This window comes from Halomarinibacterium sedimenti, from assembly GCF_019312585.1.
GTDB classification, from domain to species: Bacteria; Bacteroidota; Bacteroidia; order Flavobacteriales; family Flavobacteriaceae; genus Halomarinibacterium; species Halomarinibacterium sedimenti.
Genome location: NZ_JAHWDP010000002.1, coordinates 326,794 through 351,531, shown reverse-complemented (window position 1 = coordinate 351,531; position 24,738 = coordinate 326,794). Strand labels below are relative to the sequence as shown.

General features: G+C 36.6%; 27 protein-coding genes. 10 read left to right on the top strand and 17 right to left on the bottom strand.

Going from position 1 to position 24,738, the window contains the following annotated elements:
* Window positions 1-30: 30 nt before the first annotated feature.
* On the bottom strand, window positions 31-1,101 hold the full coding sequence (locus KXJ69_RS06230; RefSeq protein ID WP_444848876.1) for a putative type IX sorting system protein PorV2: 1,071 nt from the start codon (window positions 1,099-1,101) through the stop codon (window positions 31-33).
* A 116-nt stretch (window positions 1,102-1,217) separates the two neighbouring features.
* Here KXJ69_RS06230 and KXJ69_RS06225 point away from each other — a divergent pair, with 116 nt between their 5' ends.
* On the top strand, window positions 1,218-1,970 hold the full coding sequence (locus KXJ69_RS06225; protein WP_219052110.1) for a CDP-alcohol phosphatidyltransferase family protein: 753 nt from the start codon (window positions 1,218-1,220) through the stop codon (window positions 1,968-1,970).
* Window positions 1,971-1,992: 22 nt separating this feature from the next.
* On the opposite strand, the gene lptB is transcribed toward KXJ69_RS06225, so the two are convergent.
* From lptB to KXJ69_RS06205, 4 genes are read right to left on the bottom strand one after another with little or no spacing between them, the layout of a single operon-like run.
* The gene (gene lptB, locus KXJ69_RS06220; protein WP_219052109.1) at window positions 1,993-2,733 is read right to left on the bottom strand and encodes an LPS export ABC transporter ATP-binding protein; all 741 of its coding nucleotides are present in this window, start codon (window positions 2,731-2,733) and stop codon (window positions 1,993-1,995) included.
* Between the two features lie 36 nt (window positions 2,734-2,769).
* Complete coding sequence (locus KXJ69_RS06215) at window positions 2,770-3,114, bottom strand: carboxymuconolactone decarboxylase family protein (protein WP_219052108.1); 345 nt, start codon at window positions 3,112-3,114, stop codon at window positions 2,770-2,772.
* Window positions 3,107-3,943, bottom strand: coding sequence for a twin-arginine translocase subunit TatC (gene tatC, locus KXJ69_RS06210; RefSeq protein WP_255571237.1), 837 nt, complete (start codon window positions 3,941-3,943; stop codon window positions 3,107-3,109). The genes KXJ69_RS06215 and tatC overlap by 8 nt, the downstream gene beginning before the upstream one ends.
* Window positions 3,943-4,908 (bottom strand): KpsF/GutQ family sugar-phosphate isomerase, encoded by a 966-nt coding sequence (locus tag KXJ69_RS06205; RefSeq protein ID WP_219052107.1) that lies wholly within the window; start codon window positions 4,906-4,908, stop codon window positions 3,943-3,945. Before KXJ69_RS06205 ends, tatC begins: the two co-directional genes overlap by 1 nt.
* A 188-nt stretch (window positions 4,909-5,096) precedes the next feature.
* Here KXJ69_RS06205 and recQ point away from each other — a divergent pair, with 188 nt between their 5' ends.
* Complete coding sequence (gene recQ / locus KXJ69_RS06200; RefSeq protein WP_219052106.1) at window positions 5,097-7,292, top strand: DNA helicase RecQ; 2,196 nt, start codon at window positions 5,097-5,099, stop codon at window positions 7,290-7,292.
* Here recQ and KXJ69_RS06195 read toward each other — a convergent pair.
* From KXJ69_RS06195 to KXJ69_RS06175, 5 genes are all read right to left on the bottom strand, one after another.
* A complete protein-coding gene (locus tag KXJ69_RS06195) occupies window positions 7,289-7,615 on the bottom strand; it encodes a hypothetical protein (RefSeq protein WP_219052105.1) in 327 nt (108 codons plus the stop codon). The genes recQ and KXJ69_RS06195 overlap by 4 nt on opposite strands.
* A gap of 54 nt (window positions 7,616-7,669) precedes the next feature.
* Window positions 7,670-8,245, bottom strand: a complete 576-nt coding sequence (locus KXJ69_RS06190; RefSeq protein ID WP_219052104.1) for a DUF1572 family protein — start codon at window positions 8,243-8,245, stop codon at window positions 7,670-7,672.
* Window position 8,246: 1 nt separating this feature from the next.
* Complete coding sequence (locus KXJ69_RS06185) at window positions 8,247-8,684, bottom strand: SRPBCC family protein (RefSeq protein WP_219052103.1); 438 nt, start codon at window positions 8,682-8,684, stop codon at window positions 8,247-8,249.
* 52 nt (window positions 8,685-8,736) lie between these two features.
* A complete protein-coding gene (locus tag KXJ69_RS06180) occupies window positions 8,737-9,021 on the bottom strand; it encodes a hypothetical protein (RefSeq protein WP_219052102.1) in 285 nt (94 codons plus the stop codon).
* Between the two features lie 77 nt (window positions 9,022-9,098).
* Window positions 9,099-9,533 (bottom strand): type I restriction enzyme HsdR N-terminal domain-containing protein, encoded by a 435-nt coding sequence (locus KXJ69_RS06175; protein WP_219052101.1) that lies wholly within the window; start codon window positions 9,531-9,533, stop codon window positions 9,099-9,101.
* 42 nt (window positions 9,534-9,575) lie between these two features.
* On the opposite strand from KXJ69_RS06175, the gene holA reads away from it, so the two are divergent.
* Window positions 9,576-10,580 (top strand): DNA polymerase III subunit delta, encoded by a 1,005-nt coding sequence (gene holA, locus KXJ69_RS06170; RefSeq protein WP_219052100.1) that lies wholly within the window; start codon window positions 9,576-9,578, stop codon window positions 10,578-10,580.
* A gap of 108 nt (window positions 10,581-10,688) precedes the next feature.
* On the opposite strand, the gene KXJ69_RS06165 is transcribed toward holA, so the two are convergent.
* The gene (locus KXJ69_RS06165; RefSeq protein WP_219052099.1) at window positions 10,689-11,063 is read right to left on the bottom strand and encodes a DoxX family protein; all 375 of its coding nucleotides are present in this window, start codon (window positions 11,061-11,063) and stop codon (window positions 10,689-10,691) included.
* Between the two features lie 151 nt (window positions 11,064-11,214).
* Between KXJ69_RS06165 and menA the strand changes: the two genes are divergently transcribed.
* The 6 genes from menA to KXJ69_RS06135 are packed head-to-tail and all read left to right on the top strand — an operon-like array spanning window position 11,215 to window position 17,311.
* Window positions 11,215-12,162, top strand: coding sequence for a 1,4-dihydroxy-2-naphthoate octaprenyltransferase (menA, locus tag KXJ69_RS06160; protein ID WP_219052098.1), 948 nt, complete (start codon window positions 11,215-11,217; stop codon window positions 12,160-12,162).
* 15 nt (window positions 12,163-12,177) lie between these two features.
* Window positions 12,178-12,858 carry a metal-dependent hydrolase gene (locus tag KXJ69_RS06155; RefSeq protein ID WP_219052097.1) on the top strand — a complete coding sequence of 227 codons (681 nt, stop codon included), beginning with the start codon at window positions 12,178-12,180 and terminating at the stop codon, window positions 12,856-12,858.
* The gene (locus KXJ69_RS06150) at window positions 12,859-13,902 is read left to right on the top strand and encodes an o-succinylbenzoate synthase (RefSeq protein WP_219052096.1); all 1,044 of its coding nucleotides are present in this window, start codon (window positions 12,859-12,861) and stop codon (window positions 13,900-13,902) included.
* Window positions 13,903-13,905: 3 nt separating this feature from the next.
* Window positions 13,906-14,877 carry a CPBP family intramembrane glutamic endopeptidase gene (locus tag KXJ69_RS06145; protein ID WP_219052095.1) on the top strand — a complete coding sequence of 324 codons (972 nt, stop codon included), beginning with the start codon at window positions 13,906-13,908 and terminating at the stop codon, window positions 14,875-14,877.
* A 9-nt stretch (window positions 14,878-14,886) separates the two neighbouring features.
* Entirely contained in the window at window positions 14,887-15,969 is a 1,083-nt protein-coding gene (locus KXJ69_RS06140; protein ID WP_255571235.1) for an AMP-binding protein, read from the top strand.
* 31 nt (window positions 15,970-16,000) lie between these two features.
* Window positions 16,001-17,311, top strand: a complete 1,311-nt coding sequence (locus tag KXJ69_RS06135; protein ID WP_219052094.1) for a M24 family metallopeptidase — start codon at window positions 16,001-16,003, stop codon at window positions 17,309-17,311.
* Here KXJ69_RS06135 and KXJ69_RS06130 read toward each other — a convergent pair whose 3' ends face one another.
* The 6 genes from KXJ69_RS06130 to KXJ69_RS06105 form a co-directional block, all read right to left on the bottom strand.
* Entirely contained in the window at window positions 17,312-18,838 is a 1,527-nt protein-coding gene (locus KXJ69_RS06130; protein ID WP_219052093.1) for a carbon-nitrogen hydrolase family protein, read from the bottom strand.
* A 34-nt stretch (window positions 18,839-18,872) separates the two neighbouring features.
* Complete coding sequence (locus KXJ69_RS06125; RefSeq protein WP_219052092.1) at window positions 18,873-19,562, bottom strand: N-formylglutamate amidohydrolase; 690 nt, start codon at window positions 19,560-19,562, stop codon at window positions 18,873-18,875.
* The gene (locus KXJ69_RS06120) at window positions 19,559-20,779 is read right to left on the bottom strand and encodes a glutamate-cysteine ligase family protein (protein ID WP_219052091.1); all 1,221 of its coding nucleotides are present in this window, start codon (window positions 20,777-20,779) and stop codon (window positions 19,559-19,561) included. The genes KXJ69_RS06125 and KXJ69_RS06120 overlap by 4 nt, the downstream gene beginning before the upstream one ends.
* Window positions 20,779-22,230, bottom strand: a complete 1,452-nt coding sequence (locus tag KXJ69_RS06115) for a RimK family ATP-grasp domain-containing protein (protein WP_219052090.1) — start codon at window positions 22,228-22,230, stop codon at window positions 20,779-20,781. Before KXJ69_RS06115 ends, KXJ69_RS06120 begins: the two co-directional genes overlap by 1 nt.
* 72 nt (window positions 22,231-22,302) lie before the next feature.
* Window positions 22,303-22,725, bottom strand: a complete 423-nt coding sequence (locus tag KXJ69_RS06110) for a DoxX family protein (RefSeq protein WP_219052089.1) — start codon at window positions 22,723-22,725, stop codon at window positions 22,303-22,305.
* Between the two features lie 59 nt (window positions 22,726-22,784).
* Complete coding sequence (locus tag KXJ69_RS06105; protein ID WP_219052088.1) at window positions 22,785-24,413, bottom strand: acyl-CoA carboxylase subunit beta; 1,629 nt, start codon at window positions 24,411-24,413, stop codon at window positions 22,785-22,787.
* A gap of 147 nt (window positions 24,414-24,560) precedes the next feature.
* Between KXJ69_RS06105 and KXJ69_RS06100 the strand changes: the two genes are divergently transcribed.
* Window positions 24,561-24,737 (top strand): CAL67264 family membrane protein, encoded by a 177-nt coding sequence (locus tag KXJ69_RS06100; RefSeq protein ID WP_255571276.1) that lies wholly within the window; start codon window positions 24,561-24,563, stop codon window positions 24,735-24,737.
* Window position 24,738: the final 1 nt, after the last annotated feature.

Below are 24,738 nucleotides of genomic sequence, written 5' to 3'. Positions count from 1 at the left end.
TTCTAAAAATCGAATATACCAATAATCCAACTATCTAAACAAACTCCAATCCAATTTCAACGAAAATACATTGCTGTACAAGGCGGCACTTTGGTCACCAATATCGGTTAAGGCATAGTCCACCTGAATTCCTTTGTATTTAAAACCAACGCCAATATTAGGCTGGAATCCTACAGAGTCGCTTCCGTCTAGTTGGGTGATATTTTGAAAATTTCCAGCACCCACTCGTACAAAAACCAAATCGATATATCCAAATTCAACTCCAGCCGCAGGAGTCATACTAGCAAAAGAGGAAGAAAATACATCGTTGGTTTCGGCAAAACGGAAATTAAAATCTACTTCAGTTAACAGGGAAAAATCATAATGAAACACCCATTTTTTTGCCACACCTAATTGAAGTTTCGGCAAGGTAATTTCGGTTGTTTCGGGTAATTCTTGATTTTGTCCTTCCACAGCGCCTGATATTTCGGCAAATTTTTCTTCATTGATATTCCAGGCATTAAACGTTGTGGTAATATCACGGGCCATAACACCAAATTGCCAATCGCTTTTGGTTTCAAACTGAAGGGCAGCATCCAAACCAAAACCCCAAGAGGAAGCAAAATCCCCTATAATTCGTCTAATTACTTTCGCATTTACACCAACGTTTAAACCGTCTAACGGAAGCGCTCGTGCATAGGAAAAAGTAAAACCGTAATCGGCTGTAGAAAAGAGGCTAATACGGTTGTAATCGATATTTCCTTGGTCATCGATTAGTTGTGTGGTGTTTAAAATATCATCCACTCCAAAACGTATGGCCGAAAAAGCAACTACGCTTTCCTTATCCAAGGGCATCGCAAAAGCAGCATAATCGTAACTAGCAATATTGGCAAAATAAGCCGCGTGCATTAACGAGATTTGATTGTCTTCTAATTTTAATAAACCTGCAGGATTCCAGTACCCAGCATTTACATCGCTAGTGGAGGCCACTACAGCGTTTGCCATTCCAAAAGCAGCAGCGTCCACACCAATATTCATAAATTCGTTTGAATATTTTCGAACCGTCTGTGCCGAAAGGGAAATACCAAGTAGTAAAAGTGTAAAAAGTACCGTCTTCTTCAAGCAATTCATTTTGTGCAAATATCTCACTATTTTACAGAATAGTAAACTACATTTTTGCATTCATATTGTAGTTGTGGCAATATCTTTGTTATTTTTACATTGGATTTTTAAAGATTATGATAAAACACATCCCTAATGCCATTACCTCCCTCAATTTGCTTTGTGGTGGCGTCGCTATTTTATTTACAGTTTCTGGTGATTTAATTATTGCCGCCATTTTTGTCTTTCTAGGTATTTTCTTCGATTTTTTTGATGGTCTTGCCGCGCGCTTGCTCAATGCTCAAAGTGAAGTAGGGGTGCAATTCGATTCTTTGGCAGATGTGGTTACTTGTGGTGTTGTCCCCAGTTTGGTGATGGTACAATTGCTTCAAGTGTCTATGTACCATGAAATTCGTCCGCTTACTGATATCTTTTCGGCACGGGCTTGGCAAACAGGAATTGATAGTTATTTTCCGCTCATAGGGCTTTTAATTTTAGTGGCTTCGGCCTACCGATTGGCAAAATTTAACGTAGATACGCGACAAACCACCAGTTTTATTGGCTTGCCAACCCCAGCAAATGCTTTGTTTATTTTAAGCCTACCTATGATTTTTGAATTTCAGTATTCACATATGATTCAAGATATTGTATTCAATAAATGGTTTTTGGTGGGGCTTACGGTTTTAAGTTCGTTTTTACTGAATGCGGAAATCCATCTCTTTGCGTTTAAATTTAAAACATGGGGCTTTAAAGAAAACAAACAACGTTATATTTTTCTTCTACTTTCTATTGTATTGTTGGCATTACTGAAGTTTTTGGCGATACCTATAATCATTGTGATGTATGTGTTATTGTCACTTATTTGGAGGGAAAAAGGAGTAACTGTGTAAAATTTTATAAAAAAGAAATAATTTAAAACTCCAATTTCTTTTTCCGAAGTTCAAAATTTTGCCCTAAATAGACTTTACGCACCATTTCGTCTGCTGCCAATTCTTCAGGAATTCCGTGTTTTAGGATGCTACCTTCAAACATTAAATAGGTTCTGTCTGTAATAGCAAGGGTTTCTTGAACGTTGTGGTCGGTAATCAATATACCGATGTTTTTGTTTTTTAGCTGTGCTACAATCCGCTGGATATCCTCTACCGCCACAGGATCTACCCCTGCAAAGGGTTCATCTAGTAGAATAAAATTAGGGTCGGTGGCTAAAGCACGAGCAATTTCAGTTCTTCTTCGTTCTCCACCGCTTAATAAATCCCCTCGGTTTTTACGGATATGCCCTAATCCAAATTCTTCAATAAGCGATTCCATTTTTAGTTCTTGCTCTTTTTTAGAAAGCTTGGTGAGTTGAAGAACACTTAAAATATTATCTTCAATACTTAATTTTCGGAATACGGATGCTTCCTGCGCCAAATATCCTATCCCATTCTGCGCTCTTTTGTACATAGGGTAGGTGGTGATGTTGGTATTGTCTAAGTAAATCTTTCCGCCGTTGGGTTTAATCAACCCCACAATCATATAAAATGAAGTCGTTTTTCCAGCCCCATTAGGCCCTAAAAGTCCCACAATTTCTCCGCGATTTACTTCCACGGTAATACCCTTAACAACCTCACGGCCTTTATAGGATTTTATAAGATTTTCGGCTTTTAACTTCATTACGTTTTGTTTCTGAAAAGAATAACGCTAAAAATACTAATTATTTTCTAGGGCTTCCCAATATTCAAAAGCTCTTCGAAGGTGTGGAATAACAATGGTGCCACCAATTAACAAAGAAATACTCATAGCTTCCACTGCTTCTTCCTTGGTGACCCCAAGTTTGTAACATTCTTCCAGGTGATAACGAACACAATCGTCGCATCGAAGCACTAACGAATTTCCCAAACCCAAAAGTTCTTTGGTTTTCTTCGATAGAACACCCTCTGTAAAAGCATTGGTATCTAAATTGAAAATTCGCTTGATAATCTTGTTATTATCCTCAAGCATTTTTTCGTTCATCTTAGAACGGTACGCATTAAACTCTTCTACGATATTATCCATGGGCTTTTGCTTTTTTGTTCTGTTTTTTTATAATTCTAGCCGAAATAAAAATACTTACCTCATATAAAATAAGTACAGGAATTGCTACAATTACCTGACTTGCAATATCCGGAGGTGTAATTACTGCCGAAACGATGAGGACAATAACCAATGCAAACTTTCGGTATTTACGAAGGAATTGCGGAGTTACCAATCCTATTTTGGTTAAAAAGAAAATGATAATGGGTAATTGAAATATAAGTCCGCTAGATAAAGCACAGGCTCTTACCAATCCTATATAGCTGCTTAAATCGAAGTCGTTAAAAACTTGTTCACTCACTTGATAGGTACCCAAAAAGTTTATAGAAAGTGGAGTAACTACGTAGTACCCAAAAAGCACTCCTAAAAAGAATAAAAGAGAAGCCACAATAATAAAACCACGAGCATTGCTTCGTTCATTCTTATGAAGTCCAGGACTAACAAACTTCCAGAATTCATAAATAACATATGGAAAAGCAAGAATAAATCCTGCTGTAATTGAGGTCCAGATGTGTGCAGAAAACTGACCTGCCATGGTCCTACTTTGAACCCTGAAAGGTAATTCAGAAAAACAAAAACTATCAAATCCTATGGCTTGTGCCGATTTGCATAAAAACCTATAAGTTGGGAAATCTGCTTTTTTAGGACCAAAGATAATTACATCGAAAATGATATCCTTAAAAATAAAAGCCACCGTTGCAAGAATCATAATTGCCATTGTAGACTTTATAAGGTGCCATCTTAATTCTTCAAGATGGTCTAAAAAGGACATTTCCTTTTCTGGTCCTATTTTCTTGCTTTTGGCTGTCATTAAATGATTCCTTCTTTACTTAAATTGTGAATATGTACTACCCCAGAGTATTTACCATCTTTTTCAGCTAAGATTTGAGTAATTCCATTGGTGTCCATCATTTCCATAGCTTCAACAGCCATCGCGTCATTATCAATTTTCTTTGGGTTTTTTGTCATAATATCTTTAGCCGTAAGTCCTGCAATATTATCTACTTTAGTAAGCATTCTTCGTAAGTCACCATCTGTGATAATCCCTACAATCTTTTCATCTTCTACAACGGCTGTGACTCCTAATAGTTTTTCCGAAATTTCAACAATTACTCTTTTCACACTCATATCTGGAGTAACTTGTGGCTTTTCGTTTAAGGATGTTAGATCACTTACCCGTAAATATAATTTTTTTCCTAGCGAACCTCCTGGATGAAAACGCGCAAAATCACTGCTTGAAAACCCGCGAAGGTTTAAAAGTGACATGGCTAAAGCATCCCCCATCACTAATTGAGCTGTGGTGCTGGTGGTGGGCGCTAAGTTATTTGGACAGGCTTCCTTTTCAACATAGGCATGAAGCACAAAATCGCTTTGGACTCCTAAAAAGGAATCTTTGTTCGATGTAATCGCCATGAGCTTATTACCACTAGCCTTAATAAGTGGAACCAATACCTTTATTTCTGGGGTGTTTCCACTTTTTGAAATACAAATAACCGTATCGTTTTCTTGAATAATCCCCAAATCTCCGTGAATGGCATCCGCTGCGTGCATGAAGATAGCAGGGGTTCCTGTAGAATTTAGTGTAGCGACAATTTTTGTGGCAATATTAGCACTTTTACCAATCCCAGTAACAATGACCCTGCCTTTAGATTGATAAATATAATCCACTGCTTTTGCAAACTCCTCAGTCACCAAAGTAGCTAAATGCATAATCGCTTTTCCTTCGGTCTCGATGGTTTTTTTGGCAACGTTTATAATGGTATTATAATAATTCAAAATTTAGACTTTTTTAAGTTTGTTCCTTTTTCAGAAATTAGTATCTTTAGTAATGGAAAAAACTAATTGTTCCTAACCTCAAATACGTTAATTAGATTCAATAGTATCCAATAGGTTGCAAAATTACAATTGTTATTGAGTTCCTACAATTTAATTTTACTCCTAAAAAAATTTAAATTACTACAAGCGTGAGCGAAACAGATTTATTTGCATCTCTGAAGAAATATTTTGGCTTTACTTCATTTAAAGGACTTCAAGAGGATGTAATTAAAAGCGTGTTGGCGGGGAAAAACACCTTTGTAATTATGCCAACAGGTGGCGGAAAATCCCTTTGCTACCAACTCCCAGCATTAATGAATGATGGTACTGCTATTGTGGTTTCCCCATTAATTGCATTAATGAAAAACCAAGTAGATGCCTTACGCGCACTATCTTCTGAAGATGGTATTGCCCATGTGCTTAACTCTTCGCTTACCAAAACTGAAATAAAACAGGTAAAGGCCGATATAACGTCTGGAGTTACTAAATTACTTTATGTGGCACCAGAGTCTCTTACCAAAGAAGAAAATGTCGATTTTTTAAAAGGTGTCGAAATTTCTTTTGTGGCCATTGATGAAGCGCATTGTATAAGCGAATGGGGACACGATTTTAGACCCGAATATAGAAACCTACGTAAAATTATTGAACGTTTAGGGGAAAACATTCCCATTGCAGGGTTAACAGCAACAGCAACGCCAAAGGTGCAAGAAGACATTTTAAAGAATCTTGGAATACAAGATGCCAATACGTTTAAAGCATCTTTTAATAGGCCCAATTTATATTATGAAATTCGACCAAAAACAAAGAATGTAGATAGTGATATCACTCGTTTTGTAAAGCAAAATGAAGGGAAAAGCGGAATTATTTATTGTTTAAGTAGAAAACGGGTAGAAGAATTGGCACAAACGCTACAAGTGAATGGAATTAAAGCCATTCCGTATCACGCAGGGTTAGATGCTAAAACAAGAGTGAAAAATCAAGACATGTTCCTTATGGAAGATGCCGATGTGGTAGTTGCTACCATCGCTTTTGGGATGGGGATCGACAAGCCCGATGTACGTTATGTAATTCATAATGACATTCCCAAAAGTATAGAAAGTTATTATCAAGAGACGGGGCGTGCTGGACGTGACGGAGGCGAAGGGCATTGTCTAGCATTTTATAGCTACAAAGACATAGAGAAGCTAGAAAAGTTTATGAGCGGAAAACCAGTGGCGGAACAGGAAATAGGACATGCCTTATTGCAAGAAGTAGTGGCTTTTGCTGAAACTTCTATATCTAGAAGGAAATTCATCCTTCATTATTTTGGGGAAGAATTTGATAATGAAACTGGAGAGGGTGGGGATATGGATGATAATATGCGGCATCCAAAAAAGAAGATTGAAGCCCAGAATGAAGTTGTAACGCTCCTAAAAGTAATAAAAGATACCAATCAGCAATATAAATCAAAGGAAGTTGTCAATGTTCTTGTAGGTAAAGTGAATGCTTTAATTAAATCACATAGGACCGACACACAAAGCTTTTTTGGTATTGGAAAAAATCATGAACCACAATACTGGATGGCTTTATTACGCCAGGTTTTAGTGGCAGGATTTCTCAAAAAAGATATTGAAAGCTATGGTGTTATAAAATTAACTGAAGAAGGTCGTTCCTATTTAAATTCTCCTTCATCCTTTATGATGACAGAAGATCATAGCTATAAAGAAGCGAATGACGATAGTGTGGTTACCGCACAAAAGTCTGGAGGTAATGTAGCCGATGAACAGCTCTTTAAATTATTAAAGAATGAACGGAAGAAGGTGGCTGATAAGTTAAAGCTACCCCCTTTTGTTATTTTTCAAGACCCTTCTTTAGAGGATATGGCACTTAAATATCCTATTACGTTAGATGAGCTTTCTAACGTGCATGGAGTGGGCGAGGGAAAGGCCAAAAAGTACGGTGCATCCTTCGTGAAACTCATTTCAGATTATGTTGAAGAAAATGATATTATCCGTCCAGATGACTTTATTGTAAAATCTACAGGGAGTAATAGTGCATTAAAGCTTTATATCATTCAGAGTGTAGACAGGAAACTAGCATTAACAGATATTGCCAATGCCAAAGGACTTGATATGCCCGATTTTATAAAAGAAATGGAAGCCATTGTGTATAGCGGTACCAAACTGAATATTAACTATTGGATTGATGAAGTTTTGGATGAAGAGCAACAAGAAGAATTGCACGAGTATTTTTTAGAAGCCGAAACTGATCAAATTGAAGAAGCCATGGACGAGTTTGATGGCGATTATGATGTAGAAGAATTACGCCTCTATCGTATTAAGTTTATAAGTGAAGTAGCCAATTAAGACTTTCCAATATCGTCAATAGAAACAACTTCTTCTTCCTTTTGGTTTTTTGTCCAAATTTTCTTTAAAAGAGAATATACTCCAACACACATTAACACTCCAAATGGAATTGCCATAAGGCCTAGTTGCATATCACTCATATATTCTATATCAAAGTCTTCCCAAAAAATTGATATTAACCCTAAAATAATTCCCCCTAAAAAAGCGCCGGCATAGTAAGACACAACTCCAAGAATGGCAAAGCCCCATTTGTTTTTACCAAATTCTTCTGCTAATTTGTAAAAATACTTTCCAATAAAATAAATGAGTACTAGGCCTAGCATGGATTTGAATTTTTTCTGATATGTTTCAAATATAAAGTTTTTCTTAAAAGAGGATTATTTTTTATTGTCTTTTAAGAATTCATCAGTAAAATGTTGGCGCTTTCTATCTTGAGAAAATTTTTCGGTATTAAATGCCTTAGAAGCTCCTTTAGGAATGGAAAGACTTTGCCAATCTGTTCCTTTTATCATCCTTCCTACATACACTATTTGCCCTACATGATAGCTGTAATGTGCTAGTTGCCTATTAATAGCCTCCATTACGGTGTGCCCTTGATTTCGAATGTAAATTATAGTTTCAAAATTGGTGTCGTTGAGGGTAGCTAAGGCTTCAAATAAGCATTGCCAACCAGCTTCCCATTTTTCAAGTAATTCTATTTTTGTTTTAATAATGGCTTCAAACTCCAAATCACGTTGTCGCCATTCTTTTTCGCCATCACTAGTTAAAAAATCGGTCCAGCGGGAAAGCATATTGCCCCATAAATGATTTACAGTTATGGCAATACTATTACTCTCTGGATTGTATTGCCAGAAAAAATCTTTTTCATCTAATTGTGCTATGGTTTTATCCCCAAGCATTTTGTAATACTGAAATTGTTTTGTGACGCTTTCGAGGTAATTTTGAACATTCATTTTATGAGCGTTTTTCAAATGGAACAATGTCTCCTCTTTCCAAGTAATCCTTTAAGCCTTTTAATAAAATTGCCCAGCAATAGGATGCAATCTTAAAATGGTCATTGCAAGCCGGCCAATTGAAATGTGAGAATCTCACTTGGGTTTTACCGTTTTCTTCTTCCAAATCAAAACCAAAAGTAGTAGGGTCCCAATCGGTATCTGCCTGAGTCATTTTAATATAAAATGAATGTGGTTTTTCTATTTGACTCACTTCCCCGTACCAATCGTATTCAGGAGTAAAATAAAAATTATAGGCTCCTCCCAATTCTGGGTTTCCCGTACACCGTTGAGGCCACCAGTTTATTAAATGACGGGGTTCACTAATAGCTTCAAAAACACGTTCGACGGGAGCGTGAATAGTAAGATTGTTATAAATAGTGAAACCGCTTTCTTTCATTGGTAACTGCTTAGGTCTTCACTAAAGGTATAAAATCCTTTCGAAATAATGACTAACTTCCAGCGATAGGAGAGCCAAAAATTCCAACGGCCATTTCAGCCCAAATAAGCAAAAGGACAATTATAATGGCAATGCATAATGCAACGCGAAGCTTTACTTTTTTTACTTTTCTTAAAATTAACTCGCATAGCAACCCTGTACCATATAATAAGACGCCTGCCACTAGAAAATCGGCTAGTGTCCAATTCACTTCTTCACTAAACTGCATGGCAACTAGTGGAATAAGCAAAAGAATAGTTGCTGTGATGAGAATGAAAATGAGTCTTTTGTTTTTCATGATATTCTATTTAAAGTACTTTGAAATACAAAGTAAAATTAAATTTTTAAACTTCACAAATATAATTTTGTAAATCTTTAAGGCAATTCCTTTAAAAAAACATACCGCTCGTTATTATAATCCATTTGGCAGTAAAAATGGTCGAGTCCATTGGTAACCATTAAATATTCTGCTTGAGTCACAAGGTTATAACGGGCTATTTGGTCGAAAGTTTCTTGGTTTATTTCAATAGTGGGAGCTTTGCATTCTACAATAAGGAAGATGCTTCCGTTAGGGTTAAACACAACAATATCATAACGTTTTTTAGTGCCGTTGAGGTTGAGTTGCTTTTCAACATTGATTAAAGAAGCCGAATACCCTTTCTCTTGCATAAGAAACCGAAGCGTATGTTGCCGAACCCATTCTTCGGGAGTGAGCATCATAAATTTTTTTCGGATAGGATCAAAAATCAACCGTTTGTTTTCGCTATTTTTGAACCGAAAGGAATATTCTGGAAAATTTAGTTTCAGCATAAAACAAAGAAACGGTTTCTGTTTCATTTTTCATAATTCTACATGGCTTTAGAGCAAGTAAAACAAATCATTGGCGATATTAAACAAGGCACTATTGCGCCTATCTATTTTTTAATGGGTGAGGAGCCGTATTATATTGATGGGATAAGTGATTATATTGAAGATAATTTACTTTCTGAAGAAGAGAAGGGATTTAACCAAATGGTGCTCTATGGCAGGGATGTAACGATTGAGGATATTGTTAGCAACGCCAAACGATACCCCATGATGGCAGAACGGCAAGTGGTGATTGTAAAAGAAGCGCAGGAACTCTCTCGTACCATCGAAAACCTAGTTTCTTATGTTGAAAACCCGCAGCCTACAACCGTTTTGGTGATTTGTTACAAATACAAAAAGTTAGATGCTCGGAAAAAATTAGCCAAAACCATAAAGAAAAGTGGTGTTCTCTTTGAAAGCAATAAATTGTATGAAAATCAGGTGCCGGATTGGATTCGAAGAGTGTTAGCAGGGAAGGGCTATACCATTACACCCAAAGCATCTCAAATGCTCACTGAATTTTTGGGCAATGATTTAAGCAAGGTAAATAATGAATTGGAAAAATTACAACTCATTATAAAACCTGGTGAGCAAATAACGCCACAGATTGTAGAAGAAAATATTGGGATAAGTAAAGACTTCAACAATTTTGAGTTACAAAGCGCCATTGCTACTAAAGACATAAAAAAAGCCTTTGGAATTGTGCAATATTTTGGACAAAATCCTAAGAATCATCCTATCGTAATGACGGTAGCCTTACTATATAGTTTCTTCTCAAAACTACTTAAATATCACTCTATTAGTGACAAGTCCACGGCACCAAAGGCATTGGGGGTAAACCCGTATTTTATAAAGGAATACCAAGAAGCCGCTTACAACTATCCCATGAAAAAGGTGAGTGCCATTGTGAGTGCCATTCGGGAAATTGATATGAAAAGCAAAGGTGTTGGTGCTGCCAATCTTTCGCAAGGGGATTTATTAAAAGAATTACTTGTAAAAATATTTAATTAGCGCTTTTACTATAATTTTTATTTTCGACTCACGACTCACGACTCACGACTCACGACTCACGACTCACGACTCACGACTCACGACTCACGACTCACGACTCACAACTCACTATTTCCTATCCACCGAAAATTTTCCAGCACCCATTAGTGCAATAGCAACGTATGCTATAAAAAACAATAATGCCTTTTCCTTTTTAGCAATGGGGTCACCATCTTGTGCAATAAATGCAGCAACCGCCATAGTCGCAGCAGTTATCACAGCCGCAAAACGAGATTTTAAGCCTATTAATACTAGTACTGGTGCCACGACTTCACCTAGTAGTACTAAGATGGAAGATATGAATGTTCCCACACCAATAGGATCTCCCACAATGGCCATATTACCTTCAATAAATTTCATAAGTTTTGGAAATCCATGCGTTAACATAAGTGCAGAAACTCCCACACGAAGAACGAGTAGGCCGATGTCGATATTTCTTTTCATCAATTTGTTTTTTTGGTTTGTGGAAATGAAAATACTATTTTTTTTTTGAATAAAAGACACCTCGTTTTTAACTGGCAACCTATCAATGATTTAAAAAGTATTGAAAGAATTTTAAAAATTTAAAGGTATTTTTGTCCATCAATATAATTGAATGACTACACTAAAAGCTTGGATTGCTGCCGCACGTTTACGAACCTTACCTCTTTCTGTTTCTGGAGTCATTGTGGGAAGTTCTTTTGGGTTTGAAGACTTTTGTTTTGAAAGTGGTTCTCTTTTCTCAATGGAATCTGCTATTTGCTTAGGAGCGCTTTATAATACTACTATATTTTGGCTCGCTATTATAGTTACCATTGGTTTCCAGATTCTATCCAACTTTGCCAATGACTATGGTGATGGCATTAAAGGAACAGATGCAAAGCGACAAGGCGAAAAACGTATGGTGGCGTCGGGACTTATTTCGCCCAAACAAATGAAGGTTGGGATGATTGTCACCGGTGCCATCACTTTTTTCTTGGCTACCATCCTCATTTTTGGAGCCTTTGGCAATGAAAATTTCATACTCTCTTTTGTGTTTTTCAATTTAGCGATAGCCTCCATCATTGCTGCCGTTAAATATACGGTGGGGAAAAATGCATACGGCTATTCTGGTCTAGGGGATGTTTTTGTGTTTCTGTTTTTTGGACTGTTAAGTGTGTTGGGGAGTTATTTTTTGTTCACCAAAACGCTTCAGTGGGAACTATTGTTACCCGCCACTGCCATAGGATGTTTTAGCACCGCCGTTTTAAATTTAAATAACCTTCGGGATATTGAGAACGATGCAGAGGTAGGCAAAAGAACCCTTGTGGTAAAAATGGGTTTTGAAAAAACAAAACAGTACCACGCCTTTTTATTGCTCTTCGGAATACTTTGTGCCGTGGGGTATAGTATTTTAAACTATTGGGATGCCATGCAATTTGTGTATGCTATAGCTTTTATTCCCTTTATTTTGAACATGAAAACGGTATTTAAAAATAAAAAACCGCGATTGTTAGATTCCGAATTAAAGAAAGTAGCACTCAGTACTTTTCTGTTTGCAATTCTGTTTGCTATCTTTAACTAGAAAAAAATTGGTACCATGAAAATTACATTTTACGGACAAAATTCCTTGCAAATTGATGTTGAAGACACTACCATTCTGGTAGATCCTTTTATTTCTGGCAACCCACTTTCTAAGGATAAAATTGACATTAATTCTCTAAAAGCAGATTATATTTTATTAACTCACGCGCATCAAGACCATGTGTTAGATGCCGAAGCCATCGCTAAAATCACAGGGGCTACCATTGTAAGCAACTGGGAAATAGCAAGCCATTATGAAGCCAAAGGGATTACGGTTCATCCTATGAATCATGGTGGAAATTGGCGATTTGATTTCGGAAACGTAAAATATGTAAACGCCATTCACACATCCACTTTTGCTGATGGTTCCAACGGGGGGCAACCTGGGGGATTTGTTATAGAAGGGGAACATAAAAATATTTATATCGCTGGTGATACGGCATTAACTATGGATATGAAACTTATTCCTATGACCACAAAATTAGATTTAGCCATCCTTCCCATTGGAGATAATTTTACGATGGGTGTCGATGACGCCATTATCGCTAGTGATTTAGTGCAATGTGAAAAAGTTTTGGGCGTTCATTACGACACCTTTGGCTATATTGAAATAAATCACGAAGAGGCCAAAAAGAAATTCTACGATGCAGGAAAAGATTTAATGTTACTTGATATTGGGGAATCGATAGAATTGTAAATGACAGCTTCCTATCAGAAATACATTTTAAATTTTAAAAGCCCCAGTGGTACCTCTCGTGGCGTTTTAAAAACCAAGGAAACTTGGTTTTTAATTTTAAAAGAAAATGGAAACTGGGGGATTGGCGAGTGTGGAATCTTAAGAGGATTAACCATAGACGATCGCCCCGATTATGTAACAACACTTAAATGGGTTTGTGATCATATTCATTTAGGAGAAGAAAAATTATATGAAAGTTTAACCGAATTTCCATCCATACAAATAGGGGTGGAGATGGCTTTTAAATCATTTGTAGCTAAAGATAAGTTTCAACTATTTCCATCATCATTTTCAAAAGGTGAAGCGAGCATTCCCATTAACGGACTTATTTGGATGGGCGATAAAGTTTTTATGAAGAAGCAAATTGCTGAAAAATTAAAAGAAGGCTTCTCTTGTATTAAAATGAAGATTGGTGCCATCGATTTCAACACCGAATTGGAGCTCTTAAAATCCATTCGGAAAGAATTTTCGGCTTCAGAAATTGAACTACGTGTAGATGCCAATGGTGCCTTTTCTCCTTCCGAAGCCTTAGAAAAACTGAAGCGATTATCAGACCTTCAATTGCATTCTATAGAGCAACCCATCATGCCAAAACAGTGGCAAGAGATGGCTCGATTATGTGAAGAAACTCCGCTACCTATTGCCTTAGACGAAGAACTTATTGGGGTGTTTTCTTCCGAAGATAAGAAACAACTTTTGCAAACCATCCAGCCGGAATACATTATCTTAAAACCCAGTTTTATTGGAGGTTTTAGAGGAAGTGATGAATGGATTTATTTGTCCGAAAAAAACAACGTGGGTTGGTGGATTACATCGGCTTTGGAAAGTAATGTAGGATTAAACGCAATTTCCCAATACACCTTCACAAAAAATAGTAAATTGCCACAAGGTTTGGGAACGGGAAGTTTATACACCAATAATTTAGCTTCTCCTTTGGAAGTGGTTAATGGATGTTTAATGTATGATCCCAACAAACCTTGGGATTTGAAAAAGATAAATTTATAGTACATGTTTATAGAAAGAGCCTATCAATCTTTACACGACGCTTGGCGATATATCATAGGTTTTGTAGTTATTTTTTTAGTTTGGCAATTAGGTTCTATCCCATTATTGGTTGGGGTTTTGTTAAAAATACTTTCCGAAGGTGGTGACATTGCTTCCCTAGAAGATCCAAATGTTTTAATGGGAATTTTAGAGTCTAATCTCACCTTGTTTTTAATGTTATTGTCTTTTGCCATAGGATTAGCTGGGCTTTATTTTTGGGTGAAATTGGTTCATAAACAAACCATGACAGCTGTCACCACTTCCCGAAGGAAAATAGATTGGGGGCGTTTTGCTTTTGGCTTCGGATTAATAGCGGTGACAACTATTGTAATGACACTATTGGATTATTTTAGCAATCCTGAAAGCTATGTTCTTCAGTTTAATTTAGTGCCATTTTTAATTTTAGCGGTAATAGCCATTGTAATGATCCCGTTGCAAACTAGTTTTGAAGAATACCTTTTTCGCGGATATTTAATCCAAGGCATCGGAATCATGGCAAAAAATCGTTGGGTTCCACTTATTGTAACCTCGGTTATTTTTGGAAGTCTTCATTTCTTCAATCCAGAAGTAGATAAAATGGGTAATATCATCATGGTCTATTATATTGGCACGGGTTTGTTACTTGGGATTATGACCTTAATGGATGAAGGCATGGAACTCGCACTAGGTTTTCATGCGGGAAATAATTTAGTGGCGGCATTGCTTGTGACTGCAGATTGGACAGCGTTTCAAACCCATTCTATTTTTAAAGATATTTCCGATCCAGCAGCTGGAGTAGATGTTATCATTCCTGTATTGGTCGTATACCCCATATTTTTAGCGATTATGGCTTGGCGTTACAAATGGACGGGTTGGGGAGAAAAACTCTTTGGAAAAGTCGAACCGCCACCGCCACCTACCCCTATTGAAAGTGATAATTCTTTATTAGAAGTTTAAAACGAAATTTTGAAACCAACCTCACCACATATTCACCCAAAATTTCAGTTAAACGGTCTTTCGTTTGAAAGTGCTGAGGAGATTCTCAATTTCGCCGAAGGCTTAATCGAACAAGGTGACGATTTTGAAGTGAGTATGGCTACCTTTTTAGAAGAGTGGCTCAATTTTAACGACTACGTTGAAGTGCAAACTTCCGGCTCAACAGGGAAGCCTAAAAGAATAAAATTACTCAAAACGCAAATGATTCACAGTGCCGAAGCTACGGGCGCTTATTTTAAGGCGGGCGAAGGAACAAAAGCGTTGTTGTGTTTGTCATCCGATTTCATCGCAGGTAAAATGATGCTCGTACGAGCTATGGTGTTAGGTTGGGATTTGCACGTGGTTGCTCCCGATAAAGATGCCTTGGTACAATATGATAATCCGTATGATTTTGTCGCTTTGGTTCCTTACCAATTATATCACTCTATCAATGCCCTTGATAAAGTTAAAAAGCTCATTGTAGGCGGGGGAATCCTCACAAAAAAAATGGAGGAAATGCTTCAGGATAAATCGGTGGAGGCCTTTGCCACCTATGGAATGACCGAAACCATTACCCATGTGGCCGCCCGAAGAATTAATGGTTTTGCAAAATCTGATGTCTATCACGCATTTCCAAATGTAAAATTTTTAACTGATGAGAGAGGTTGTTTGGTGATTTCAGCACCTAAAATTGCTTCGGAAGATATTGTAACCAATGACTTGGTAGAACTTACTTCTCCCATTTCATTTAAATGGCTGGGGCGTGCAGACTTTGTAATTAATAGTGGAGGCGTGAAGATTAACCCTGAAACGGTCGAAAAAAAATTAGAACCCTATTTTAATATTCCTTTTATAATTTCATCGGAAAAAGATGAAGCTTTAGGCGAGAAGTTAGTTTTGGTTGTTGAAGATTTCACCTCACAAGAAAAGCCTAATTATTCTGAAATATTTTCCACTTTAGAATCTTACGAACGTCCCAAAAAAGTGTACACGTTATCCCAATTTCCCTATACGGAAACTGGGAAAGTAAAACGTTCCCAAGTAAAGGAAGTATTACAAAAGTTTCGGAAATAGATATTTCTTATCTTTCTGAAAAAATTATAAAATGCGATTATTTTTATTATTCTTCATCTTTAATTTATCAATTAGTTATTCTCAAATCCTTCCAGAACGGGACAGAGCTCAATTGAAAGACGAGATTTTGGCAGATCGATTTAATAATCTGCTTCCCAAATTAATGGATGACACCCAAATTGATATGTGGTTGGTCATTTCCAGAGAATACAATGAAGATCCGGTGATGAGAATCATGTTGCCTTCCACTTGGCTTAATGCGCGTAGGAGAACTATCCTTGTTTTTTACCGAAATAAAGAAGCTAATACCATTGAAAAATTAGCTGTGGCTCGGTATGATGTGGGGGAGAATATTACTTCGGCGTGGGATAAAGAGAAACAACCCGACCAATGGGCACGATTGGTTGAAATCATTGAAGAACGAAATCCACAAAAAATTGGAATTAATTATTCAGAATACTTTGGCATTGCAGACGGATTGGTGAAAACAGATTATGAAGAATTATTGGAAGCACTACCTCAAAAAATGGAAGAAAAGTTAGTTTCTGCAGAAAAATTAGCCATTGCTTGGATTGAAACGCGCACCGAAAAAGAAATGAAGTTGTATAATCAATTAGTGGAAATTACACACGATATTATTGATGAGGCCTTTTCAACCAAAGTGATTACACCCGGAGTAACCACTACCGAAGCTGTTGTTTGGTGGATGCGACAAAAAGTGACAGATCTAGGCTTGGAAACTTGGTTTCATCCAACCATTGACGTGCAACGCAGTAATGAGGCTTTAAAAAGTCATATTGAGTCTTTCAGCAAAGGAAAACCAGACGATGTTATTCTGCCAGGCGATTTGCTCCATTGTGATTTTGGTATTATTTACATAGGATTGCATACAGATTGTCAACAGCATGCCTATGTTTTAAAAGAAGGAGAAACTCAGGTTCCTATTTTTCTTCAAGAAGCATTTAAATTAGGAAATAGAGTCCAAGATATTTTTACGGGTAATTTTATAGAGGGTAAAACAGGAAATGAAATTTTATTAAAGTCACTTTCTGAAGGAAGGGAAGAAGGATTGCGTCCATCCATTTATACGCATCCTTTAGGAACCTATGGACATAGTTCTGGTACAACGTTTGGCATGTGGGACTCACAAGAAGGAGTACCTGTAAACGGAGATTATCCTTTGCATTACAACACTGTGTATGCCATAGAATTAAACACCACTGTCTTTATAGAAGAATGGAATAAAGACATCCGTATTATGTTGGAAGAGGCAGGATTTTTTGGAAAAAAGGGCTTCCGTTATGTAAATACACGACAAGAAGCCATTAAGCCTATTAAGTAATTATTTCTTTTTTAAATCGAAGATATCTTTTCTTCGATCTCGCAAGTTACGGACACTTCCAAATAAATTAAGCTGTCTTAATAAATCGATGTCCACATCACATATTAAAACCATTTCTGTGTTTGGCGTTGCCTCGGCCTTAATACCGTTGGCAGGAAATGCAAAATCACAGGGGGTAAATACCATAGATTGTGCATATTGCATATCCATATTATGGACCTTAGGCAAGTTACCTACACTACCAGCTATAGCCACATAACATTCATTCTCAATAGCGCGAGCTTGAGCACAGTTTCTAACTCGTGAAAAGCCGTTTTGGGTATCAGTTAAGAAAGGTATAAATAAAATATCCATCCCTTCATCGGCAAGAAGTCTACTTAGTTCGGGGAATTCAGAATCATAACAAATTAAAATCCCAATTTTTCCGCAATCGGTGTCAAATACTTTAAAACTATTTCCACCTTGTAATCCCCAAACCTTTGCTTCGTCTGGAGTGACGTGTAATTTTTCATAACGCTCCACACTGCCATCTCTTTTACAGAGATATCCAGCATTGTACAGGTTACCGTCTTTAATTTCAGGCATAGATCCCGAAATAATATTTATGTTGTAGGATATAGCGAGTTCTGAAAATTTCTCCACAATAACCTTCGAGTATTGTGCCAATTCACGAATGGCTTCGTGTGGATCTAAGTGATTATTTTCGGCCATTAAAGGCGACATAAAAAACTCTGGGAATAAAGCAAAATCTGCGCGATACCCAGAAACGGCATCTACAAAAAATTCAACTTGGTGCATTAGCTCATCTAAATCCTTATATGGTCTCATTTGCCACTGAACCAAGCCTAGCCTCACCACTTTTTTAATGGTAGAAGGCTTTTTGGTTCTTTTCTCATAAAGTACATTATCCCATTCTAATAAAACAGCATAATCATCTGAAGCCGCATCCCCTTTCAAGTAATTTTTTAAAATTTTAGCGGGATGAAAATCATTAGAAATTTGGAAATTAAGGACAGGATCGTGGATTTCTTTTTTACGAACCTTATCTATATATTCCTTCGGAGTCATGGAGTCTTTGTATTGGTGGTAATTGGGAATTCTTCCTCCAAATGCCACACCTCTTAGATTAAGACGTTCACATAACTCTTTACGATAATCGTATAAACGTCTTCCTAAACGCAAACCTCTAAAATCGGGTTTAATAAAGACATCTATTCCATAAAGTACATCACCATCGTCGGTATGCGTACTAAAGGTATAATTTCCAGTAATGTCTTCGTATGTATGATGTTCGTCAAACTCATTATAATCCAAAATAATAGAAAGCGCACAGCCTGCTATTTGATTATTCACTTTTACTACAACTTGTCCTTCCGGAAAACGATCAATTAAAATTTTAATTTGCTCTTCGCGCCAATACATATCTGGCATGGTAGCATAGGCTTGTATCATAGCCGCCTTAAGCTCTTGATAGTCTTCAAGAGTTAAGAAGGAAAGTTCTATATTTTCAATATTTTTTATTTTCATGAACTGATTTTTTCAAAGATAGTAATTAGCGACTTTAATTTTTTGAATATAGCCTATTTATGCTATTTATAAGGGATGTTTTAATAGATTCATCAAAAGCATTGTTTTTAACCCATTTTTGGTTGACTTCCAATTCAATTCCTATATAATTTTTGGGAAATTGTTTTCTCAAATAGGTAGTGAATCCGTCTGCATTACCTAAATATGGATAGTTATATCTTACTTTTAGTAATGGATTTTCTTCCTCAAAATGATTTTTCCAAAACTCACAAAATGCTTTTTCTAATAATTTTCTAGAATCGTAGAGCAAACCAATATCATTATTTCTTTCCACCTTATTCAAGCAAGGTGTAAATGAATGTAACGAGACATGAAGCACTTGTTCTCCTGTGGCTATATAATTTCGAATTTGGAATTCTGTAGATTTTCGATACGGCAAATACACATTTTCAATGAGATATTCCTTTTCAGAATCCGTAAGCTTTTTTGAAATTTCTGAAAATAATTTAGGATGATGTAGCGAACGATTGCATTCAATTAAAAGTCGGCTTACCGTATTGCATTCTGAAAAATCCGCCACCGGAACGAGATTTTCATACAAATCTAAAGTACCAGGGTCATAACCACGATGACTTTGTAAAATGTCCTGTTGATTTAGGAAATATTTTTGAAAATCCTTCGGAATATCATTCCCTCCATGTTCACAGGAAATTACTAGTTTCACGGTAGAAAAAGTTTGTTTTCTTGAAGACAATTACTTAAATCTTCATATACTTTAAGAATATTTTTTTCTGAAAAATCATCTCCAATAGCTTTTAAAATACGAGTTGAAAGGGAACCATTTTCAAAAATAGTTTTTAAGGCCTTCTGGTATTTGGAAGGAATATTGTCTTTCACTTTTTCGAATAGTGACTTCCAAACTTCTGAAACTATTATTTCATTCTCAAGTCCAAATAATTGGAGGTACCTAGTGTCTTCAATCACGGCATTTCCCCCTTGTTTAATGACATCATTAAAAATTTCAAAAAGTTCATTTTCGTGAAATGATTTTTGAGTTTCTAAAGCCGTTAATTTTTCAGAAACGAGTAGTTTTAGCACTTCAATAATAAAAGCTGCAATGGCTACATCTGCCAGCGGACATTCTTGAATATCTATTACCCTAATTTCAATAGCATTTCTATCGAAACGGGCAATCGCACCACGAGAATTTAAAAAATGATGGTCGAGAATATTTTCGGTATCATAAGGCTTTATAGCCGCATTTATTGGATTAAAAATAGTCTCATAGTATGCCTTTTTTGTAAAAACTTGCTCTGGAATGACTTTCCCCGTCATCTGTGGAATTTCTTTTTGATTGGTTTTATAAACTTCCATGCGGCTATCGAGAAACCCAGTGCCTTTCCCTTCAAAAATAGGAGAACTCGCACTTAGTGCGGGAATTATTGGTAATAATACTCTTACTGCTGCGTGAAGCTTTTCAAATTCTGCATCGTCATAAAAAGGTAAATTAATATGCATGCTTTGCACATTGCTCCATCCATGGCCTTTACAGTTAAAAATACGATTATAAAGCGCATAAATCTCGCTATAACTGTGTTTCCATAATTGCATCTCGGTTTTTGGATCCATTAGTGGATGTGACGCGGTGGGAAGGAGTTTTGCTTCTAGAGGCTTTAATAAATTATTAATCTCTATCACATTTTTGTGGAATTTTTTTGAAAGGTTCTTCAGGTTGGGAGTGGGCCCATTGGTCTTCAATTCTACCACATGCGCCACCAGTTCGTTGCTCCATTCAATTGCGCCATTATCTGCATCGGCAGTAACATAACCCATCTTTGAGACCATTAATTGGTCTACAATAGGAGCTACTTTTAATTGTTGGTTTTTCACCAACATATATTCTAACTCAATTCCGAATACTTCAAATAAATGATATTTCATTATTTATCTTCTAAGCGTTTTAATAGTGCCTCAATAATTTTCGAGTAAACCAAATCTCCATAATAGCGATCTTCCACACCAAAATCGATGTTGGGGTTATCGTTAATTTCAATCACTAAGGGTTTTCCATTTGCTTCTTTTATATCTATTCCTAGAAGTCCCGGACCCATAATTTTTCCAGCGTTTAATGCTGTTTCCATAATCTTTTTGGGAACATCTTCAATAGCCATAACATCTGCATTACCATCTTGGTCATCTTTGTTTTTTGCATTCCAATTATAAATTTGCCAATGTCCTTTTGCCATATAATACTTGCAGGCATAGAAGGGTTGTCCGTCAAGAATTCCTATACGCCAATCAAAGTCTGAAGGACAAAACTCTTGCGCAATAATCAATTCCGATTCTTGCAACATGGACTTAACCAAGGCATAGTATTCTTCTTCGGTTTTTGCTTTTTTTACTCCAAAGGAAAAAGTAGAATCAGGAGCTTTTAAAATGCAAGGAAGCTTTAAATCTTCCAAAATTTCTTTAGCATTATCGTAGTTTACAATTCTAGTTTTGGGTGCGGGAATATTAGCATTTTCAAGTGCTTCGGCCATAAAGACCTTATTACAACACTTTAAAATAGCATCGGGATAATCTACAATAGCTATGTTCTCCTGTTGTGCTTTTCGAGCAAAGGCGTAGGCTTCATTGTTTACTTCGGTACTTTGACGAATAAGTAATGCGTCAAAGGAAGAAAGTCTGGACAGCTCTTTCGGTCCAATAATTTCAACATAAAAATTGTGTTTTTCTGCAATTTCTACAAACTTTTTTAAGGCCTTTGGATTACTTGGAGGTGCCGGATCATTAGGCTGTACTAAAATTGCCAGATCGTAAATCGCTTTGGAAGGGCGCACTGTATCGTAGCGTTTTTTTGAAAAGAAATCCTTTGCAAACTGATGGGCGAGGGGTTTGTGTTCTTCAGAAATATCTAAAATTGAAATAGACTTTATACTTTGAATCTTCCAATTATGCTTATAGACAAACTTTACTTTAATAAATGGAATTTGAAAATGCCGAAAGAACATAGCACTCAACTCCTTATACTTACTCGCTACGTTTTGCCCAAAATACACACTTAAATCAAACTCTCTAGATTTTATGTTTTTAAGGTTTTGCTGAATGAGTTCATCAAATTCTTCCGAAATAATCTTTACAATCTTGGGTGATTTTAAATCCACCAAATTCTTAGTGGTTGGAATTGCCAAATGCCCACGTGCTTCAGCTAGAAGCGAGACATAATACCCTTTTGATTGGTAGGAATAATTTCGGCAAAGATTGAAAATACGAACGTTTTTGATTTTGGAATACACTGGATTTGCAATGTAGTCCTGAGAAGAAATAACGGGGATATTTCCGTCTAGAAACTCCCAGTTTTTGGGAGTATCCACCACAATATATTTATTCATTTAGTGTCTTAGAATAATACACCAAATGTATAGCAATTATTCATTAAAAAAATCTTAAAAAACAAAGTATTTTTAACGCTCCATTTTTAGTCTATAATCCATAGAATGTTTGCCTGAACCATAGAAAATAAAGAAAATACACAGGATAAATGCAACGGTAGACAATATAAAATTTCCTGTTTGCATTTCTCCAACAATGTTTATTAATACTGCGCCGATTAAAATGGGTAGTTGTGCTATAGCGGCCCATCGAGTTAGCAATCCAAATGCAATGAGAAGTCCGCCCACAAAATGTGCTGGAGCTACATAATGAATTACCGCCATTTCTCCCACAATACTTTGAAGTGGTTTAATTAATTCAAGAAGCATTTCGCTATTGCCCATAAAGTTAATTCCTTGTATAAATAAGAATACACCAAAGGCGATGCGTAAAAGGTCTAAAGGCAAATAGGTATGTCTATTCGCCCATTTGTTTAATGATTTAATGGTTGCCATGACAAAATGAGTATTAATTAGGTAGTGTTAAGATACTCATTTTTAGTGATATATGCACATTAAACTTGAATCACTCCCAAATTAAATGGTTTTTCAATAGGGGCATGGTTGGCTGCTTCAATTCCCATAGAAATCCATTTACGGGTATCTAGTGGATTGATAATGGCATCCGTCCAAATTCTAGAGGCAGCATAGTAAGGGGAAATTTGTCTATCGTATCGAGCTTTTATTTTATCGTATAAGGCTTTTTCATCTTCTTCGGTGAGCTCTTTTCCTTGTTTTTTAAGGGAGGCTGTTTCAATTTGAGTTAATACTTTGGCTGCACTATTTCCACTCATTACGGCAAGTTCTGCTGAAGGCCAAGCGACTATCAATCTAGGATCATACGCTTTTCCACACATGGCATAATTTCCGGCACCGTAGGAATTTCCAATAATTACAGTGAATTTTGGCACCACGCTATTACTCACCGCATTCACCATTTTAGCTCCATCTTTTATAATACCACCGTGCTCACTTTTGCTCCCTACCATAAAACCTGATACATCTTGTAAAAAGACTAAGGGTATTTTTTTCTGATTACAATTGGCTATAAACCTTGTGGCCTTATCGGCACTATCGCTGTAGATTACCCCACCAAACTGCATTTCCCCTTTGGTGGTCTTAACAACTTTTCGCTGATTGGCAACAATTCCCACAGCCCAACCATCAATGCGAGCGTAGCCCGTTAAAATCGTTTTTCCATAGCCTTCTTTGTATTGTTCAAATTCCGAATCATCTACCAATCGCTTAATAATTTCAAGCATATCGTATTGGTCTGCGCGCGATCTAGGTAAAATCCCGAAGATGTCATCTTGATTTTCTTTTGGTTTTAGAGCCTTTACTCTGTTAAATCCAGCTTTTTCAAAATCACCAATTTTGGAAACGATATTTTTAATGGTATCTAGGGCATCTTTATCGTCTTTTGCCTTATAATCGGTCACGCCACTAATTTCACAGTGGGTTGTGGCGCCACCCAAAGTTTCGTTATCGATACTTTCACCAATGGCGGCTTTTACCAAATAACTTCCCGCTAAAAAGATACTCCCTGTTTTATCTACAATTAAGGCTTCATCACTCATAATTGGGAGATAAGCACCTCCAGCGACACAACTTCCCATAACCGCAGAGATTTGAGTAATGCCCATACTGCTCATGACGGCATTGTTTCTGAAAATCCTTCCGAAGTGTTCCTTATCTGGAAAAATCTCATCTTGCATAGGAAGATAGACACCAGCACTGTCTACCAAATAGATAATGGGTAATTTATTTTCAATAGAAATTTCTTGCGCTCTTAAATTTTTCTTTGCCGCAATTGGAAACCAAGCTCCTGCTTTTACGGTAGCGTCATTCGCTACAACGATACATTGTTTTCCTTGAACATACCCAATTTTTATCACGACGCCACCACTTGGGCAACCACCGTGTTCTTCATACATTCCGTCACCTGCAAAGGTTGCAATTTCTATGGAAGGTTTTTTTTCATCTAACAAATAATCAATGCGCTCACGAGCGGTCATTTTCCCTTTGGCATGATGTTTATCGATGGCTTTTTGACCTCCACCTAATTTTATAATTGATAATTTTTGGCGTAAATCGGAAACTAAGAGTTTGTTGTGGTCTTCATTTTTGTTGAAGTCAATATCCATGCTATAAGAGTTTGCTCAAAAATACGAAATGCCTTATTATGATGCCTCATTTGTGTGATTATTTCCCGATATTTGCTTTTCAATTGTGAAACTTATTATTGAACACGAGGGAGAATTTCAATTAACCAATTAAAATTCAATACAATGATGAATAAAAATACGGTACTGGCTTGGGCCACCTTTATAATGATAATTGTGGGATGTGCCCTAATTGCTATGGGGGCATTTAAATATGACGATGTTGCAGGCTGGGGGTTTGCTTCTGTTGGAATTGGTTTCTTCGCTATTGCGTGGGTATTTAATGCATTAAAAGGTCGTGTGTAGT